Genomic DNA, 17,281 nt, shown 5'->3' on the forward strand with positions numbered 1-17,281 from the left:
CACGAGCAGTACACAAAAGGAGTTTTCATGCCCGAGGCAGTAATCGTCTCAGCAGTACGGTCGCCCATCGGCCGCGCAATGAAGGGTTCGCTCAAGGACATCCGCCCGGATGACCTCGCAACTCAGATGGTTGCCGCCGCGTTGGCAAAGATCCCCGAGCTCGACCCCACCGAGATCGACGACCTCATGCTCGGTTGCGGCCAGCCCGCCGGCCAGTCGGGCTTCAACATCGCCCGCGTCGTCGCCGTTCAGCTCGGCTACGACTTCCTCCCCGGTGTGACGGTCAACCGTTACTGTTCCTCCTCGCTGCAGACCACCCGGATGGCATTGCACGCCATCCGCGCAGGCGAGGGCGACGTCTTCATCTCCGCCGGCGTCGAGTCCGTCTCCAGTTTCATCACGGGCAACGCCGACGGCCTACCGGGCACCAAGAACCCGCTCTTCGACGCAGCGCAAGCTCGTAGCGCCAAGCTCGCCGAGGGTGGAGTCGCCTGGACCGATCCTCGCGAAGAAGGCCTGATCCCCGACGTGTACCTGGGCATGGGCCAGACCGCCGAGAACGTCGCTTCGGCCACCGGCATCACCCGCGAAGACCAGGACCGCTGGGCAGTTCGCAGCCAGAACCGCGCCGAGGAAGCCATCGCTCGCGGCTTCTTCGAGCGTGAAATCACGCCCGTCACCCTCGCCGACGGCACCGTCGTCTCCAAGGACGACGGCCCCCGCGCCGGCACCACCTACGAGGGCATCAGCGGCCTCAAGCCCGTCTTCCGCCCCGACGGCACCGTCACCGCCGGCAACGCCTGCCCGCTCAACGACGGCGCAGCCGCACTGGTGATCATGTCCGACACCAAGGCGAAGGCACTCGGCCTGACCCCGCTCGCTCGCATCGTCTCCACCGGCGTCTCGGGCCTGTCCCCCGAGATCATGGGCCTCGGCCCGATCCAGGCCGTCAAGAACGCCCTGAAGATCGCCGGCAAGTCGATCTCCGACATCGACCTGTTCGAGATCAACGAGGCATTCGCCGTGCAGGTCCTCGGATCCGCTCGCGAACTGGGCATCGAAGAGGACAAGCTCAACATCTCCGGTGGCGCGATCGCCCTGGGTCACCCCTTCGGTATGACCGGTGCCCGCATCACCAACACCCTGATCAACAACCTGCAGGAGCAGGACAAGACCTTCGGCGTCGAGACCATGTGTGTCGGCGGCGGACAGGGCATGGCAATGGTGATCGAGCGCCTCAGCTGATCCCCTGAGCACGTCGAAAGCGGCCGCCCGGCTTCTGCCGGGCGGCCGCTTTCGTGTGGTCGTGTTTCAGGTAGTCGTGAATTTCCGAGCAAAACTCCCCAACTCGCGAATCAACGCTCGTGCAGCGTCGTCCTCACGCTGCACAGCGGCGCGGGCTTCGTCGGCCCAACCGTGGCGGAGCAGTCGCTTGGCGGCAAGGACTGCCGGTCCGATGTTGGCGGCAATCTGCTCGGCACTCTCGCGGGCACGTGCCTGTACCTGGTCGGCCGGTACGGCGGCTGTCGCCAGTCCGTAGGCGGCAGCTTCGACGCCGCTGAGCCACCGGGCCGACAGGATCAGCTCGGCGGCTCGCTGCGTTCCGATCACCTTGGGCAGCAACCAACTACTGGCAGCTTCGGGAGCTGTACCCAGCGACGTGAACGGTGCCCGCAGGCGTGCGTTCTCGGCAACGTAGACGACGTCACAGTAGAGCAGCATGGTCAGGCCGATGCCGACGGCAGCGCCGTGCACCGCGGCGATCAATGGCTTCGGGAACTCCGCCAGCGCAACGATCAGCGGCGCGAATGCATTGCCGAAGTCTGAATTGTCGGTGCCTGGTTCGGCGAGTGCGCGTAGGTCGACGCCACTGGAAAATGCCTTGCCTGCGCCCTCGACGATCACCACGGCCACGGCTTCGTCCGACGCCGCGTCGTCAAGCGCCTTGGTCAACGCTCGAAAGCCGGCCGCATCGAAAGCGTTCAGGCGGCCCGGATTGTTGAAGGTCAGCGTTCGCACTGCTCCGGCATCCGCCACCAGCACGGGTTCGGTGGTGTTTGTCGACATTCGCTCCCCTTCGCTCCAAACCAAGCAGTTGCTAGGCATCCAAGCACCGTAACCGCCCACAGACGACAAAAGAAGGGCCCCGAGTGGGGCCCTTCTTCGTGTTACGGAACGACTCGAGAACTAGTCGTTGTTGAAGTAGCTCAGCAGACGCAGGATCTCGACGTACAGCCAGACCAGGGTGACGGTGAGGCCGAATGCGACGCCCCAGGCTGCCTTCTCCGGGGCCTGTGCGCGGATCAGCTGATCAGCGGCGTCGAAGTCGAGCAGGAAGCTGAAGGCTGCGATGCCGATGCAGACGAGGCTGAAGATGATGGCGAGCGTTCCGCCGTCACGCAGTCCCAGTCCGCCGTCGACGAAGAAGCTCGCGACGAGGTTGCCGAGCGCCAGAACGACAACGCCGATCAACGCGCCGATGATCATTCGCGTCAGACGCGGTGTCACCCGAATCGCGCCGGTCTTGTAAACCACGAGCATGCCGAAGAACACGCCGAAGGTGCCGAGGACTGCCTGCGCGATCAGTGCCGATCCGCCGACGCCACCGAATTGAATATCGGTGAACATGAACGACAGCGCACCGAGGAACAGACCCTCGGCGACGGCGTACGCCAACACGATTGCCGGGTTGTCCATCTTGCGACCGAACGTCGCGACCAGAACCAGAACGAGGCCGACGAGACCGCCGCCGATGACCAGCGGGGCTGCAAGGTCGGCGTTGTTGTTGACGAGGAAGTACGACACCAGTGCCGAGATCGTCAGCACGCCGAGCGTGATGCCCGTCTTGGTGACGACGTCGTCGATCGTCATGGCCCGCGAGGTGGGACCGGTCTGGTACGGCTCGGCCGGAGCGTACTGCGGCTGACCGAACTGCTGGGTTGCCTGCGAGGCGCCCGCCGTCGCAGATCCGAACGAGGCGTATCCGTTGCCCTCTTGCTTGGGCAGATTGCGGAACACCGGGTTGCTGGTGGTGCGCACCGTGATCATCCCTTCATCGTGGTGGCCTACGACGGGTGCGTCGCGGGTTCGCCGTACGGATCCGAGTTTCCGACACGGTCCGTGTACCTAACTAAAAGTAAAGCACTCGTAATTTACAACGTCGAAGCGTCGGTTGTAGTTCCCGGCGCATTTCCGGAAGATCAACACTCTTCGATACTAGGACGGTTTGACCGACTTCATCACGATGAACTTGGCGTTCTTCGCCATCGCCTCGCTCGGACCCACCGCGGCTTTCAGCGGTTCGCGATACCCCAGATGCGCGTTGTGAACAGTCCACAACTCGCCACCCGGACGCAGGACGCGACCGGCGGCTTCGAACATCTTGAGTGCTCCGCCGGTGTGCACCGCCGCGCCGACGTGGAACGGCGGGTTCAACAGAACCAGATCGGCACTCGCACTGGGCAACGAACTCACGGCGTCGTCGCGCAGGCCGCTCACCCGCTCGCCGACGCCGTTTGCAGTTGCGGTCGCCAGAGCCGAAGCGACGGCTGCCGAGGACTGATCCGTTGCGATCACGTGGACATCCGCGAACTTCCGCGCGATCGCCGCCGCGAGAATGCCGCTGCCACAACCCAGATCGATCACGTCGCTCAGCGGATCGACCGCAATCTTTCCGAGGTTCTCCAGGAGCAACCGGGTGCCGATGTCCAGGCTCGCGCCGGCAAACACGGCGCCATGAGCAACGACGTCGAGGCCGAACTCGTCGAGGCGCTCGGCCATCGGGAACGTGATGGCAACATCGGCCTTCGGTTCCGATGCCTTGAGTACGCGGGACTTCTGACGCCCACGCGAGGCGCTGACGTCGGAAAACGATTCGCCGAGAACCTTGTTCATCGCCGGGGTGATGTGCTTGTCACGCCCACCGGCGAAGACACGAACCGCCGGGTCGGCGTGGAGCGCGATCAGCTGAGCGATCTCGGCAAGTTCAGCGAGGCTACGCGGCAATTGCATGAGCACGACGCGGGCGCCGCTGAGCAACTCCTCGTCCAGCCCGTGGGAGGTGAAGGCGTCACTGAAACCGAGTTCGCGCGCATTGTTCGCGAGGGCCAACTCTCCGGTGAGCGGATCCTGGTGAACCCGCACGCCGGCGATTCCGTGAACGAGCGCAACACCGGCGGTCAGCGCACCGTAGTGATCGCCGATCACGACGACGGTGCCCGCCGGTGCCGCGGCAAGAGCGTCGGCGGCCTCGTCGAGGATCAGACGATCAGCCGCGTCGACGGCAAAGAGATTGGGTGCCTCGACATCGGGGAATCGGCGCAGACGATCGAACAGTTCGGGTGTGTCGGACATGCCACCAGTCTTTCAGGTGAATCAGCTCAACACTCAATCCCTGGAAGTGCAGGTGATCAGTTCGACATCCACATCAGTTCGACATCCCCATCAGTTCGACATCCACTGCACGACGTTGTCGACGGTTTCGCGTTCGGTGCGGAATCCGTTCACCGGGTGGTCGGTGTCGGGGTACCCGAACGAGATCGCGCACACGACCTTGCGCGTGTCGTCGATGCCGAAGTGCTCGTGAATGAACTTGGAGCTACCCGCGAGCGCCGCCTGCGGAATGGTGGCCACCCCCAGGCTCTGGGCCGCGAGCAGGAAGCTGTTCACGTACAACCCACAGTCGACGGCGCCGTAGGTGCCCAATGCCTCGTCGGTGGTGATGATCGCGACGTGGGGAGCGCCGAAGAGCTCGAAGTTCTTCATCGTCTGTGCCGCGGAACCGGCGCGGTCACCGTGCTCGATTCCGACGCTCGAATACAGCGCCATCGCACAGTCGAACCGACGCGACTTGTAGATGCCCTGGTACTCGCGGGGGAACTCGAAGTCCGACTCCTGGGCGTTGGCCATCACGTATTCACCGAGGCCGGCGCGGAATCGCTCTGTGCCCTCCCCTTCGGTGATCGCAACCTGCCACGGTTGCGTGTTGCACCACGACGGCGTCTTCTGCGCCAGCCGAAGGATCTCCTCGATCACCTCACGTGGCACCTGACGGTCCTCGTAGGCGCGGCAGCTGATCCGGGCATCGAGCAACCCTTCCAGGCTCGTATCCACGACGATGCTCTCGGTCATGTGTTCTCTCCTCGATCAGGCTGCACTACAACACTTCGCACGATAGAACTATCGCTTCAACGCAATAGTCATCGGGTCACCTTTGCGAAGGCCGACACCAGCTCGCCGAACTCCGACATCGCCGTGTCCGGATCCGGATCAACAGCTGCCAGCGCGACCAGCACATCGGTAGCACCGGATTCGAGCAGCTGTTCGGCACCGATCATCGTCGCCGGGAGATCGATCGAACCGTCAGCCCCGCGAACAACGGTCAGTCGCCCACGGACCTGCAATTCCGCTGGATCGCGTCCGAGATCCGCCATGGCCTTCCCGATGACATCGATCCCTTCACGTAGGTCGTCGTCCGCGGCGCCCATGATCGGAATCCACCCGTCACCCCAGGTTGCGACGCGTCGTACGACGGCCTTGGATAGTGAACCGGATACCCAGATCGGGATTCCAGCGGCCGGACGGGGCGCGCAGTACACGTCGTCGAACTTCAGACGAGGAGTGTCGATGCTCGCCGGCGCCGAACTCCACAGTGCCCGGCACACAGCGAGAGCGTCGTCGAGCAACGGTCCTCGTTTACCGAAGTCCATACCGACCGCGTCGTATTCGCGTTGCTGCCAACCGGTTCCGACGCCAAGGTCGAGGCGGCCGCCGGACAGCAGATCGAGTGTCGCGGCAGTCTTGGCAAGTACCGCTCCCCCGCGAAGCGCCGCGATGACGATTCCGGTCCCCAAGCGAATTGTCTTCGTCTGTCCGGCAACAAAAGCCAGGACGGTCAGCGGTTCGAGCCAGTTGGCGTCAGGCTCGGTGGGGAACGCCGACCACGTGTATGCCGAGTTGTCCGAGCCCATCACCACATGATCGGTGACGAGGACCCGGTCGAAGCCGGCAGCTTCCGCGCTCTGGCAGACCTGCACGAGTTTCCCGTAGGAGTTCTCCGCGAGGGTGGTACCGAAATTGGGAACGTTCAGACTGAAAGTTGTCATGCGTCAAGCCTTTCGGGGCCGGTTGGTCCAGCCGCCTTCTTCGGTGGGGAACCAGCCGCCGGCAGCGTGCGAGCCGCCGTCGACGTGGATGACGGTTCCGGTGATGTATCTCGCCAGGTCTGAAGCCAGGAACAGCGCGGGGCCGGCAATGTCGACCGGCTGGCCCGGTCCACCCAGCGGCGCCCACCCCGGCCACTTGTCCCAGTCGTCGGCAGGGACGATCCTGCGATACGGCACCTGTACCGACTCGATCAGATCCGGGGCAATGGCGTTGACGCGCACTCCGGTTCGACCGATCTCCACACCAAGACTTCTGGTGAACTGCGTCAGCGCGGCCTTATATGCCGAGTACATGGTGTGGCCCGGGATCGCTCGATGCGCCTCCACCGTCGTCAGGTTCACGATCGATCCACCGACTCCGCGATCGATCATGCCGGGAAGCAGGGCATGGGTCAGGCGCACGACGTGATCGAAATTGATGTTGCCCGCCTCGGACCAGAATCCTGGATCCGTACCGGTGAACGCCGTCGGCGGGTTCAGGAAATGACCCACATTGTTCACCAGAACGTCCGGCGCGAACTCGGTCAACGCGACGGGGACTTCCTGCGCACGCACGTCGTACTCGAGATGGTTGATCGAACCACCTGCAGCTGAGTCGAATTCGACCTCGCCCAGCGGTGCCATGTCCACAACCAGAACTGACGCGCCATGCGAGGCAAATGCTCGAACGATCGCTGCGCCGATTCCCTGGGAACCGCCTGTGACCACTGCCTTCTTACCCACCAACATCGGCCCTGGGAAGTACGCCGATCCGACCACCACGAAGACACCCTTCTGCAGTTCGATGTGAATCACTTCGGCGTACCGTCACACATCGATCGCCAAAACGGGCGCAAAGTTCTCACTCAGTGGTAGCCGCGACACCCAGCCTGCTCGGACCGCCTGGTCGCTCATTCAAGTAGTCCGGAATCTCGGCTGCCCGTATCGGCATTCCCTCCAAGTACCCCTGGATCACGTCACATCCGCACTCCGTCACTATCGCGCGCTGCCTCTCCGTCTCCACGCCCTCGGCAACGGTGTCCAGCCCGAGAGATTTGGCAATCGCGATGACGGCTCGCAGGACAGCGAACCTCGAATTCGAGGGATCCGCGTCCAGCGGTGCGACGAACGCCCGATCGATCTTCAACCGATCGAGCGGCAGCCGGGCCAAGCTGGCAACCGAGGAGAACCCTGTACCGAAGTCGTCCATCGCAATCGCGATTCCGAGCGCCGAGAGCTGTACCAACACATCTCGGTCGGCGTCGTCGATGACCAGCGATTCGGTCACCTCGATCTCGAGTCGGCTGGGGTGGAGGTTCACCTCGTTCAGTGTCTGGCGTACCGATTCGACGTATCGACTCGAACGCAGTTGCACCTGAGAAACATTGACGGCAACCCGAATGTCCTCCGGCCACGTTGTCGCTGCCGTGCAGGCAGCCCGCAAAACACCTGCACCGATCGGCACGATCAAGCCAGTTTCCTCGGCGACCGAAATGAAGTCTCCCGGCGAGACGAGACCTGAAGTCGGATGGTTCCAACGCAGCAGAGCCTCGAACCCGACAACAACTCCCGTCGCGGCTGAAACCTGCGGTTGATAGACCAACTCGAACTCTTCGTCGATCAACGCACGACGAAGATCCAACAGTGCTCTGGCCCGACCTGTCGCACGATCCCGCAAAGTCGCATCGAAGGCGCGAATCTGGTTCCGACCGCTCTCCTTTGCGTGGTAGAGCGCGAGGTCCGCAACAATCACCAGGTCTTCGAGGCTGTCGGCGTCGTCGGGCGTCGAGCCGTACCCCAGACTGGCACGAATGCGAATCTGGTTGCCGACCAGTGAAAATGGTCGTTCGAATGAGTCGAGAATCGTTTGGAATCGTTCCTCAACCTCATCTGCACTCGCGATGTCGTCGAAGGCGGAGTCGTCGAAGGCGGAGTCGTCGAAGGCGGAGTCGTCGAAGGCGATGGCAAACTCGTCACCCCCCAGTCGCCCACAGATCTCGTTCGATCGCAGAACGCTGTGCAGCCTGCTCGCAACATCGCGAAGCACGTCGTCTCCGACGTGGTGTCCCAACCGGTCGTTGATCGACTTGAAGTTGTCCAGGTCCAGAATCGCCAACCACACTCTGCGTCCGTCCCGAAGCCTCGACGAGAGCTGAGAGTTGAAGCTGTACCGATTCTTGAGCCCGGTCAGAGAATCGACTTCCGCCAGTCGCAATATATTTTGACGCTGGTGATAAGAGTGCGTGATATCGGATCCGACACCGCGCCACCCGTAGTCCGCCCCGTCGCCGCTGGCGGGGTGACCTGACATCGACCACCAGCGAGTATCGCCCCGTACGACAACTTGCATGGTGAGGTCCCGAAACGCCGTCCCGGCTTGAAAATTCGCGGTGAGAAGATCAAGGGACTTCCTGCCCGCATCTGTTCGAGATGCGCCGATCCCGATCAGGATCTCGTGCATGGTGCGGCCCCGAATCTGCGCTGCCGGTAAACCGACCTGCTCGGCAAATCGATACGACACGGTACTGGCGATACCGCGCGAATCGGTTTCCCAGAGCCAATCCTGCGCTCCGTCTTCGAGATCGTTGAGCAACAATTCGACGAGATCTCGTTCGTCCTCGGCTACGAGTTCGGCGCGTAGCCGTCTCTCGAAGAGGTTGGCCAACAGCAAAGTTCCGCTGTAGAGCGAGCCTACGAAGATGACCAGCACCCCGATCAGTACATAGCGCGAGGGTTCCGGCTCGGTCCAGAATCCCCCCGCCAACCCAAGCCCAACCAGTCCGATCCATATCAGCGTGAATCCGCGAAACATCAATGTCGGGAAAACGCCGACTGCGATGCCTCCCATCAATGTCGAGGTCAGCACCAATTCGTTACCAGGATCCAGGATCGGGAACAGCACCAGCGCCAGGCACGCGAGCAAGACCCCCCACACGACGACCTGGGTTGTGAGTACAACCAATTCGGTGGTCTGCGACTCCGAAACCCCCAGCCGCGAGCGCCCCAGCCAATAGAGGCTGAACGCGATGCTCGACACGGCCACGACGCTCGGCCATACCCAGCGGAACATCCCGGTATCTGCCGGCAGAAGCACCACGATCGTCGAAAGCGCGATAGCAGCGATCAGGAAGGCCCACGGCAGTACTCGCGACGTGAACTCCAGGCGTCGGTTGAGAAGTCGGTGACGATCGTAATCCGAAAGGTGGTCGTCAGAACCTCGTCGACCGAGCCTGCGCACGGTGGTTACGACTCGACGTCTGCGTACCACCGCCGGGTCATCCACGTCGGCCTGCTGTCGCCAGCGCCACTGCCTGGACAGACATGACTTCGCCGGCAGCACGCCCCTGCACCGTCCGCACCCCCGCAGCCGCAACGGCCTTCAGTTGCTCCTCGCTGTCCACCCCCGAGACAACGACCTCCATTCCCAGTGCGTCGACCAGATCCACGAGCGCTTCGAGGATCGGCCGCCCGCCGGGCGCCGCACCGGAAATGGAGCGTTCGATGCGCACTCGCGTGAACGGAAGGCCGGACAGTGATGCAAGGGAGGAGAATCCGGCTCCGAACTCGTCGACCGTCAGCGATACTCCCATCTCCGCGATGGCATGCAACGCGGCTCTGGACTGGTCGGTAATGACAGAGGACTCGTCGAGTTGGAGCTCGAACTGCCCTGCCCTGGCATCTGATCGACGAAGCGAGTCGCCGACCGCCTCGATGAACGCCTCCGATTCGAGCTGACGCGTCGATACCGCGACCGCTACCCGCAGGTGATCAGGAAGACGCGACGCCGCCTCGCACGCCAGCTCGAAGACTGTCGTTCCTAGTGAATAAGCCAAACCGGTGTCGTCTGCCACGCTCATGAATTCGGCGGACGTCACAGCTCCGAGGCGGGCGTTGTGCCAGACCACGCGGACCTCCACGGCCACGATCTCGCGGGAGAGCACGTCGATCCTGGGCAGCAGCTCGAGTTCGAGGTCCTTCTCCGCGACGGTGTTTCCCAGATCTTCGAGCAGGCGGGCCCGCCGATCGGCCACGGACTTCATCGAGTCTCGATATTCACGCACGGCCCCGCGCCCAGATTCCTTTGCCGCGAACAATGCGAGGTCCGCAGCGCCCATCATTTCGTCGGCGGAGGACGGCAGTTCGGCGGGGAGGTAGTACCCGATGCTGCATCCGATCTCCAACCGCGTGCCGGCCACTGTGATCGGCTCATGCAGAGTTTCGATGTAGCGGCCGAGCAGAGTACGAACTTGCGAACTGTCACCCATGTCGGTGAAAAGAATCGCGAACTCGTCTCCACCCAGACGTGCGAACAACTGTGACATTCCGCCGGCTTCGGACAGGCGATCCGCGACCTCTCGCAGAACCGCGTCGCCAACGGTGTGACCCAGTGTGTCGTTGACCGATTTGAAGTTGTCGAGGTCGAGCATCGCCAACGCGAGACCACTTTCGCTTGTGTACGGATCACGCAGCAGTCGCTCGAGCTCGGTCCAGAAGCTGTGCCGGTTCGGCATGCCGGTCAGTGCGTCCACGCGACCCATCCGCACGATCTCGTCACTCTGCAGTTTCACTTCCGTGACGTCGGAACCGACTCCTCGCCAGACGAACTCGTCAGGTGTGCGGCCGGGGCGCGGGCGTCCGGAGATCTGCCACCACCGGATTTCACCGTGCACTCGGACCGGAACGAGCACGTCGACGAATGCGGTCTTCGTGTGGCGGGCTTGCTGCAGCTCCATGAGCGCATCGATTCCGCCGGGGATCCGTAGAGTGCCCAGCTCCATGAACAGGTCTTGCCACGCCGTTCCCTGCAACTCGGCGGAGTCCAGCCCCGCTTCGGATGCGAGCCGCGTCGGGATTCGGTTGAATTTGCCTTTCTGGTCCGTCTCCCACACGAAGTCCCCGGCGTTGCCTTCGAAGTCTTCGAGCAGCATCTGCACAACCGATCGTTCCGATGCTGCGCGCAGCTCGGCTCGGTAGCGAGATTCCAGGTTGCCCGAGACCACTATCGTGCCGCCGATCAGAGCTGCTCCGTACACGATCAATCCGATGAGAATTCGTTCGAACTCGGGCCCCGGTTGGAGCCAGAACGCCACGCCCAAAATCACGAGATTCGACAGGACCCAGGTGAGTCCGACGATCCGCAACATCGCGGTAGCCACGGCTCCGGCGCCGGTGATAGACGCGGACGCCGCCGTGAGGATCAGATCGCCGGAATCGTCCAGGATCGGATACAGGACCAGGGCGAGCGAGGAATACAGGATCCCGACTACAGCAAATTCGACGATGAGAAACGCGTAGGACATCCGGTACGTGGGTGCGATCAGGTTGAAATGAATGGCGAGACCGACGCACATCCCCACCAGCCCGATCACTCCGGACAGGAATGGCCACAGGCGCGGCAACGGTCCGCTGTCCGGCGGAATCACATACAACGTCAGCCCGAGTGTGACGACCAGGTGGACAGCAGCGGCCCACGGCAGCACGCCGAAGGTGACGGCTATCTGCTCACGAGTGACGTCATCGCGCTGCGCGGGCGTCAATCTTTCTCGCTGGTGGGGTTGCAGAAGAGACAGGACCGACATCACTTACCTCCCGCTCCCACGACGCAATTCGAATCGGACGTCCGACTCAGCAATTCTCTCGTAATTAGGCACTGCGGCGCCAACCAGTACGTCCGACCTATTTCGGAGTCAGGTCTGCCCACAGACACAGTAATCAGCAAACTACTGGTCTGCCGGTAGTTGGTGCGGCAAGTTTGATGCCGATGGGTTGAAATCAGACATGAGGGACAATGGCCGGAGATCGCCGATCACGTCGGTGGAGATTCCTCGACGGGTAACACGATCGGACTCATTCGAGTTCAGACAAGGACTATCACGATGGCAATCGACTACACCCGACGTTCCGGCGAGTCCACTCCGTCGCAAGCACCGGTCAGCCTGAGCAAGATCACGCTCACCAAATCGGCACCGACGGTCAACCTCGCGAAGGCGGGTGAACGACAAGGCAATATGCGGGTGAACCTCAACTGGTCGCAGGGAGCACCACCGAAGAAGACCGGTTTCCTCGCCAAACTCGCCGGCGCAGGTTCTGGCGCGGTCGACCTGGACCTCGGATGCCTCTACGAACTTGCCGACGGGTCCAAGGGAGTGGTCCAAGCCTTGGGCAACAGTTTCGGTTCACTGACTTCTCCGCCCTACATCTCCCTCGACGGCGACGACCGCAGTGGTGCGAACACCGGCGGCGAGAACATGCACGTCAATCTCGGTGACCCAAGCGCTTTCCGGCGAATCCTGATCTTCGCGATGATTTACGACGGCGCCCCCAACTGGGCGGCCGTGGACGGCGTCGTCACCCTGTATCCCACCAACGGCCCCGAGGTGGAAGTGCGGCTCGATTCGGCCAGCAACCAGGAGCGGTTGTGCGCAATCGCTCTCATCCAGAGTTCAGGTCAGGGCGTGACGGTGACCCGCGAAGTTCAGTACATCAACGGCAGTCAGTCAGATCTCGATCGGGCCTACAACTGGGGAATGAAATGGGCGGCTGGACGAAAGTAGGTGTCACGGGCGGGGTGTCCCCCATCCGAATGACAATGTCCGAATCGTCCACAATGTCGCAAGTTACTGGATAGTGTCGAGAAGTGGGGTCGGACATGAGGGGTCACGCTCGACACCGATAGTGGGTCGGTGACGCTATGTGCTTGGCGACACCGACGTTCGACCGGAAAGGCCCTCGATTTCCCCCGAGATCGAGGGTCTTTTCGTATCTTGCGTCACTGTTCGGACCCGTTTTATTAGTTGATTGTTAAACTAAGCGTTCGTCCAACATGTACCGATGGAGAACGTGAATGTCCACGAATTCAGATCGACGCCCGCGCCTGCCCGCGAGAATCGCCTACCTCGCCGCAGGAGTTCTCTTTGTCGCCGCCATGCTCCTGCTGGCAAGCGTCGTCAACCCTGACCGGGACCGCGATTTCTCCATGAACCACGTCCCCGCGGGGACGTCGGTAACCTCCGTCGTCGCCACCACTGACCTCGGCTAACGAAGGTACTGGTACGTAAGTGGCGCGCGTCACGAACTGTGGGTACCTTCAACGCCAATGGTTCGCCGTAGGTCGGTATTGAGAGGGACGGCCAACCACTGCCCTGCCTGGTTGCCCCACCCAAGCAGGCAGGGCACCCCAGATCAGGCAGGCACCCCCGATAATTTAAGCCTCAAGTAACTGTTACTCGGGAAAGACTTGTATCAAACCGGGACGAATCGTACATTTCATCCGGCAGTCGGCCTTCGTCCGACGCCTTTGCCGTCAATGTCGACGGAACTTCTCTGAACACCACCACAAGTCGGCCACTTGTCGTGACCGCATTCGTCCTCGCGAAAGGCTCGCCCATGTTCGATTTCTTCGGCGCAATCTCCGGCTTCTTCGGCCTACTGTTCGGCACCGGCTCGTCGAGCGGGAGCTCGGGAGGAAGCAGCGACGCACCCGTCGCCCCGCCTACCTGATCCACAAGCCTCACCCGGCACCAATCCGCCGGGTGAGGCTCTCGCGAATCTCTTTGAAACACAACGTAACAGCACTTCAACTCCACCGACTGTTCTGCGGATTCACGCCTACGCACTCCGGCGTCCGGACAGTTTCACCGCAGCGCCTGCAGTAATGGGTCCGATGCCCGCCATTCTCGGTCGAGGCACACCCGCAAACCTCCCAGCCGACGAGGCACGTATTGGCCGTCAGCGGGTGTCCGTTCGCGCAGCGGTCCGGGGATCGCTCGGTTAGCCGCATCTCCACATTTTCGCACACACGTTCGATACCTTGGTACTGCACACTGCAAATTCGATTGCACCGGCCGCTTCCGGTCAGCCCGAGCGCAACTATCCCTTCTGTCACTTCGGTCTGCTTTAATACGAAGGCTTTGTCGGGGGTTTACCAATGTCCGAAGTTGTCGAGTTTCTGCGAGCACACGCAGGCGAACACGGGGTTGAACTATGGGTTTCTTCAAGAAGGCGGCTGTGACTGCTCTAGCGGTCGCTGCAGTCGGAGCATCAACAGGGATCGCATCAGCTGATCCGTCAACCGACGTGAATTACGAAGCGAAGATCGTCGACAAGTCGATCGTCACCACCATCGATGCCGGGTTGTTCAAGGTGTCCGGCGACGGCAAGTCTGTTGTCTTGCAGGACAGCAAGGGAGCCGACCTTGTTTCCCTGCCTCTCGCATACAACCTCGGGGATCTGCAGTTCCCCTTCGATCGCACGATCAGTGAAGACGGTAAGACCCTCACACTGACACCGATCACCGATTCGGCGAAGGCAACACCTCGACCCGAGAGTGCGCCTGCGGCAAAGGAATGGACGCCGGTAGCCTCGCCCGAGGAGAATGATCGGGCGATTGCGCACTTCCAGAGTCAGCTCGGTCTCGGCACTCAGGTCGGCAGCCTGCTCGGCACCATCGTCGGCGCCGGAATCGGTTGCGCTGTCGGCGCTCCGCTGGGCTTGACCATCGTCGGACTCCCCGTCGCTGCGGCACTGTGCCTGGGTGGCCTCGCAACAGGAGCCGGAATCGGCGGTGTCGCCGGAACGATCCTCGGCGGCGGCGGCGCGGCTGTCGTAGCCGGCATCGATCTCGTCAACACACTGAATGCGCCTGCAGGGACGACCGTCTGGGCTCAGTAGCCACTTGCGCCACTCCAAGGAAAACCCCGCCCGTCCGTATGAGGACGAGCGGGGTTTTTCGATTCAATGTGCAGGCGGATCTACTTGGTGCCCCCAGTCGGACTCGAACCGACACTTGACGGATTTTAAGTACCCCCATCCCGCATTCACGGCGCTCTCGCCACCTGCGGCAACACCTGCGACACATATTCATTTCCACTGGTGAGATGGCATAGTTTGCTACCTTTTGAGCACCTGCGGCCACCTCCAGCGCACCGCTGACATAGCGCCGGTGGGTAGCGCGGGGGTAGTGCGGGGGTAGTGCGCGGCAAGGTAGCGCTGGGCAACAATTACGGGCTAACCTGGCACCCGGTACGGCACCGCAGGGCAGCGCCCAGTCGCAGGTACACAATCCCCGGCCAGAGGCCGGCAACGACATTCTTTTCATACGCGCCTGTGCTGCATCGCATTTCAGCTCGGCCGGAGACCGGCTTCCCAGAACCAGAGTAGTGCTCGGTTCATCCCTCGTCTTACAGCGATTTCTCGTCGCTAACCGAATTGGAGCAAACCATGACCACTACTCGTCCAACTGATACGCGCACTTGGAATTCCCGCCCTTTGTTCTCGCACCCCCGCGACGCCACACCGTCGACGGTCGAGTCCGTTGCTGCGTTGTTTGCTCGAGGTGGTGACGCTGGCTATTCCTCACAGGGCGACGTCCTGGTGAATCAGACCGCTGACGGCGTCGACCTCAGCACCATTTGGAACGAAGTCGCCACGGCGATGTCGTTCTACAACCGTGAACGATCCGCCTTGGCTTCACTGATCAGCTACTCGACTACCAATGTCGGCGATGCGATTCCGCAGCAGGTTGCGGCCGACAACTTCGAAAAGGCTAGTGAGTTCGGCGAACCGGAAGGTATCCGCAGTAATCCGGACGCATTGATTCTCGGATACGATTTCGATGACTTTGATCTAGCCTCACGCATGACCTGGAAGTTCCTCCGAGCTGCCTCTGCGGAACAGGTAAGGGCCAGCATCAACAGTGCCTTGGAAGCTGACAACCGCAAGGTCACTGGAACACTGCTGCGCCGTTTGTTCGACCCGGCAGAAGGCTTGAGCCCCGAGAAGAACAGGGTGTACGGCCTGTGGAACGGCACTGATGGCATGACGCCGCCGCCACACGCGGGAAAGACGTTTCCTGCGAGCAACTCGCACTATCTGGCGTCCGGCAATGCAGTGGTTGACCCGGGAGACTTGATCGACGCGATCGACCAGGTACGCAGCAAAGGATTCGGCACCAGCGGCAACACTCGCCTAATCGTTCTCTGCAATCCTGCAGAGGCTGAAGAGATTTCGACGTTCCGCGCTGGGGTTGAGACCAACGGAGTCGTCAGCAAGTTCGACTTCATTCCGTCGGCCAGCGCCCCGGCCTACTTGACGACCGAGAACATCGTCGGTCAAGTTGCTCCAGAGGAATTCGGCGGCCTGGCGGTATCCGGCAGCTACGGACCGGTGTGGATCATTCCCAGCTACTTTGTGCCGCAGGGTTATTTGACTGTAGTGGCGACAGGCGGTCCGAACAGCAGCATGAATCCTGTTGCCTTCCGGCAGCATACGAACCCCGCGTATCAGGGTCTCAGGCTCTTGGCTGGCAGAGACCAGCGATACCCGCTGCAGGACAGCTTCTTCCAGCGGAGTTTCGGTTGCGGCGTCCGATACCGTTCGGCCGCGTGCGTAGTTCAGGTGACATCCGGCACGACTTACACCGCGCCAGCCTGGGCGTGGTCATGATGGCGCGCGACCCTGAAGCGGTTGCAGGCGAGTATGACTGGGGTCCTGGGATGGCACCTCCAGCGCTGGAAGACGCCCCTCCGAGTGACGGAGGTCGATATCGTGGCAAGACGCCGAGAGAGGACGATCCCTCCGGTATCCGTGCCCTGGCTGACGAACTGGCAGCGAGAGGTCGTACCTGACATGGCGCGTAAGCGAAATCAGCGCCGAGACCGCCTTGGCCGGTTCTCCGGCGCGGGGACGAAGATCGCCTCTACCGCTAAGGGCGCTCGCACTGCAACGAAAGCTGCGACGAAGACCGGAGCGAAGACGGTAGCGACGGGTATCGGTAATAGTTACGTGCCGGGTTCCTTCTCCCAGAACATTGCCGTCGGCCAGAGCGGCGAATACAAGCGCATCCGCGTCGGCGCTGAGTTCAAGACGCCGAAGGGCCGGGGCGTGGTCGTCAAGGGCGTCGTGGGATTTCATGGCAAGCCCAACCGCCGCTTCGACATCAAGCCCAGTTTGGACGTTCAGCAAAAGAAACTGACCTTCACGTCTAAGCCCAACCCGAGCCGCGGAGCTGCCGCAGGCACGAAACTGAAGCGCTAATGCTTGACGTTTGTGCCGGGTGCGCACACACGCGCAACCTGCACGGCAAACCTGCTCACAGGCCCGGTGGCCCTGTCTAAAGGGCATTGCAGGCAAAACCGCCC

The 17,281-nt window shown here is 62.0% G+C and carries 14 protein-coding genes; 6 read left to right on the top strand and 8 right to left on the bottom strand.

The window, feature by feature from the left end:
- Positions 1-27 precede the first annotated feature (27 nt).
- Positions 28-1,245 carry an acetyl-CoA C-acetyltransferase gene (locus ABX74_RS11875; protein WP_047888881.1) on the top strand — a complete coding sequence of 406 codons (1,218 nt, stop codon included), beginning with the start codon at positions 28-30 and terminating at the stop codon, positions 1,243-1,245.
- A gap of 66 nt (positions 1,246-1,311) precedes the next feature.
- On the opposite strand, the gene ABX74_RS11880 is transcribed toward ABX74_RS11875, so the two are convergent.
- The 8 genes from ABX74_RS11880 to ABX74_RS11915 all read right to left on the bottom strand — a co-directional run bounded on the left by ABX74_RS11880 (position 1,312) and on the right by ABX74_RS11915 (position 11,722).
- Positions 1,312-2,067, bottom strand: a complete 756-nt coding sequence (locus ABX74_RS11880; RefSeq protein WP_021332748.1) for an enoyl-CoA hydratase/isomerase family protein — start codon at positions 2,065-2,067, stop codon at positions 1,312-1,314.
- A gap of 120 nt (positions 2,068-2,187) precedes the next feature.
- Complete coding sequence (locus tag ABX74_RS11885) at positions 2,188-3,039, bottom strand: Bax inhibitor-1/YccA family protein (RefSeq protein ID WP_007728810.1); 852 nt, start codon at positions 3,037-3,039, stop codon at positions 2,188-2,190.
- A gap of 177 nt (positions 3,040-3,216) precedes the next feature.
- Entirely contained in the window at positions 3,217-4,353 is a 1,137-nt protein-coding gene (locus ABX74_RS11890; RefSeq protein ID WP_047888882.1) for a class I SAM-dependent methyltransferase, read from the bottom strand.
- A gap of 90 nt (positions 4,354-4,443) precedes the next feature.
- Positions 4,444-5,130 carry a nitroreductase gene (locus ABX74_RS11895; RefSeq protein WP_020908534.1) on the bottom strand — a complete coding sequence of 229 codons (687 nt, stop codon included), beginning with the start codon at positions 5,128-5,130 and terminating at the stop codon, positions 4,444-4,446.
- Positions 5,131-5,198: 68 nt separating this feature from the next.
- On the bottom strand, positions 5,199-6,104 hold the full coding sequence (locus tag ABX74_RS11900) for a TIGR03619 family F420-dependent LLM class oxidoreductase (RefSeq protein ID WP_046378941.1): 906 nt from the start codon (positions 6,102-6,104) through the stop codon (positions 5,199-5,201).
- Between the two features lie 3 nt (positions 6,105-6,107).
- Entirely contained in the window at positions 6,108-6,959 is an 852-nt protein-coding gene (locus tag ABX74_RS11905) for an SDR family NAD(P)-dependent oxidoreductase (protein ID WP_021332745.1), read from the bottom strand.
- Positions 6,960-7,005: 46 nt separating this feature from the next.
- Entirely contained in the window at positions 7,006-9,426 is a 2,421-nt protein-coding gene (locus tag ABX74_RS11910; protein WP_189637333.1) for a putative bifunctional diguanylate cyclase/phosphodiesterase, read from the bottom strand.
- The gene (locus tag ABX74_RS11915; protein WP_223257895.1) at positions 9,419-11,722 is read right to left on the bottom strand and encodes a putative bifunctional diguanylate cyclase/phosphodiesterase; all 2,304 of its coding nucleotides are present in this window, start codon (positions 11,720-11,722) and stop codon (positions 9,419-9,421) included. Before ABX74_RS11915 ends, ABX74_RS11910 begins: the two co-directional genes overlap by 8 nt.
- Positions 11,723-12,019: 297 nt before the next feature.
- Between ABX74_RS11915 and ABX74_RS11920 the strand changes: the two genes are divergently transcribed.
- From ABX74_RS11920 to ABX74_RS11940, 5 genes are all read left to right on the top strand, one after another.
- Positions 12,020-12,697: a tellurium resistance protein TerA gene (locus ABX74_RS11920; RefSeq protein ID WP_007728823.1), complete on the top strand. Its 678-nt coding sequence runs from the start codon at positions 12,020-12,022 to the stop codon at positions 12,695-12,697.
- Between the two features lie 290 nt (positions 12,698-12,987).
- A complete protein-coding gene (locus ABX74_RS11925; protein ID WP_047888884.1) occupies positions 12,988-13,182 on the top strand; it encodes a hypothetical protein in 195 nt (64 codons plus the stop codon).
- A 944-nt stretch (positions 13,183-14,126) separates the two neighbouring features.
- On the top strand, positions 14,127-14,813 hold the full coding sequence (locus ABX74_RS11930; RefSeq protein WP_029255863.1) for a hypothetical protein: 687 nt from the start codon (positions 14,127-14,129) through the stop codon (positions 14,811-14,813).
- 549 nt (positions 14,814-15,362) lie between these two features.
- A complete protein-coding gene (locus tag ABX74_RS11935) occupies positions 15,363-16,586 on the top strand; it encodes a hypothetical protein (RefSeq protein ID WP_053062018.1) in 1,224 nt (407 codons plus the stop codon).
- A gap of 102 nt (positions 16,587-16,688) precedes the next feature.
- A complete protein-coding gene (locus ABX74_RS11940) occupies positions 16,689-17,177 on the top strand; it encodes a hypothetical protein (protein WP_223257896.1) in 489 nt (162 codons plus the stop codon).
- Positions 17,178-17,281: the final 104 nt, after the last annotated feature.

This window comes from Rhodococcus sp. ARP2 (genome assembly GCF_001029585.1).
Lineage (GTDB): Bacteria > Actinomycetota > Actinomycetes > Mycobacteriales > Mycobacteriaceae > Rhodococcus_F > Rhodococcus_F erythropolis.

Excerpts from the sequence above, each read along its gene's own strand:
- ABX74_RS11900 (WP_046378941.1), bottom strand. The coding sequence starts at position 6,104 with ATGACAACTTTCAGTCTGAACGTTCCCAATTTCGGTACCACCCTCGCG.
- ABX74_RS11925 (WP_047888884.1), top strand. The coding sequence starts at position 12,988 with ATGTCCACGAATTCAGATCGACGCCCGCGCCTGCCCGCGAGAATCGCC.
- ABX74_RS11915 (WP_223257895.1), bottom strand. The coding sequence starts at position 11,722 with ATGTCGGTCCTGTCTCTTCTGCAACCCCACCAGCGAGAAAGATTGACG.
- ABX74_RS11875 (WP_047888881.1), top strand. The coding sequence starts at position 28 with ATGCCCGAGGCAGTAATCGTCTCAGCAGTACGGTCGCCCATCGGCCGC.
- ABX74_RS11920 (WP_007728823.1), top strand. The coding sequence starts at position 12,020 with ATGGCAATCGACTACACCCGACGTTCCGGCGAGTCCACTCCGTCGCAA.
- ABX74_RS11935 (WP_053062018.1), top strand. The coding sequence starts at position 15,363 with ATGACCACTACTCGTCCAACTGATACGCGCACTTGGAATTCCCGCCCT.
- ABX74_RS11890 (WP_047888882.1), bottom strand. The coding sequence starts at position 4,353 with ATGTCCGACACACCCGAACTGTTCGATCGTCTGCGCCGATTCCCCGAT.
- ABX74_RS11880 (WP_021332748.1), bottom strand. The coding sequence starts at position 2,067 with ATGTCGACAAACACCACCGAACCCGTGCTGGTGGCGGATGCCGGAGCA.
- ABX74_RS11895 (WP_020908534.1), bottom strand. The coding sequence starts at position 5,130 with ATGACCGAGAGCATCGTCGTGGATACGAGCCTGGAAGGGTTGCTCGAT.
- ABX74_RS11930 (WP_029255863.1), top strand. The coding sequence starts at position 14,127 with ATGGGTTTCTTCAAGAAGGCGGCTGTGACTGCTCTAGCGGTCGCTGCA.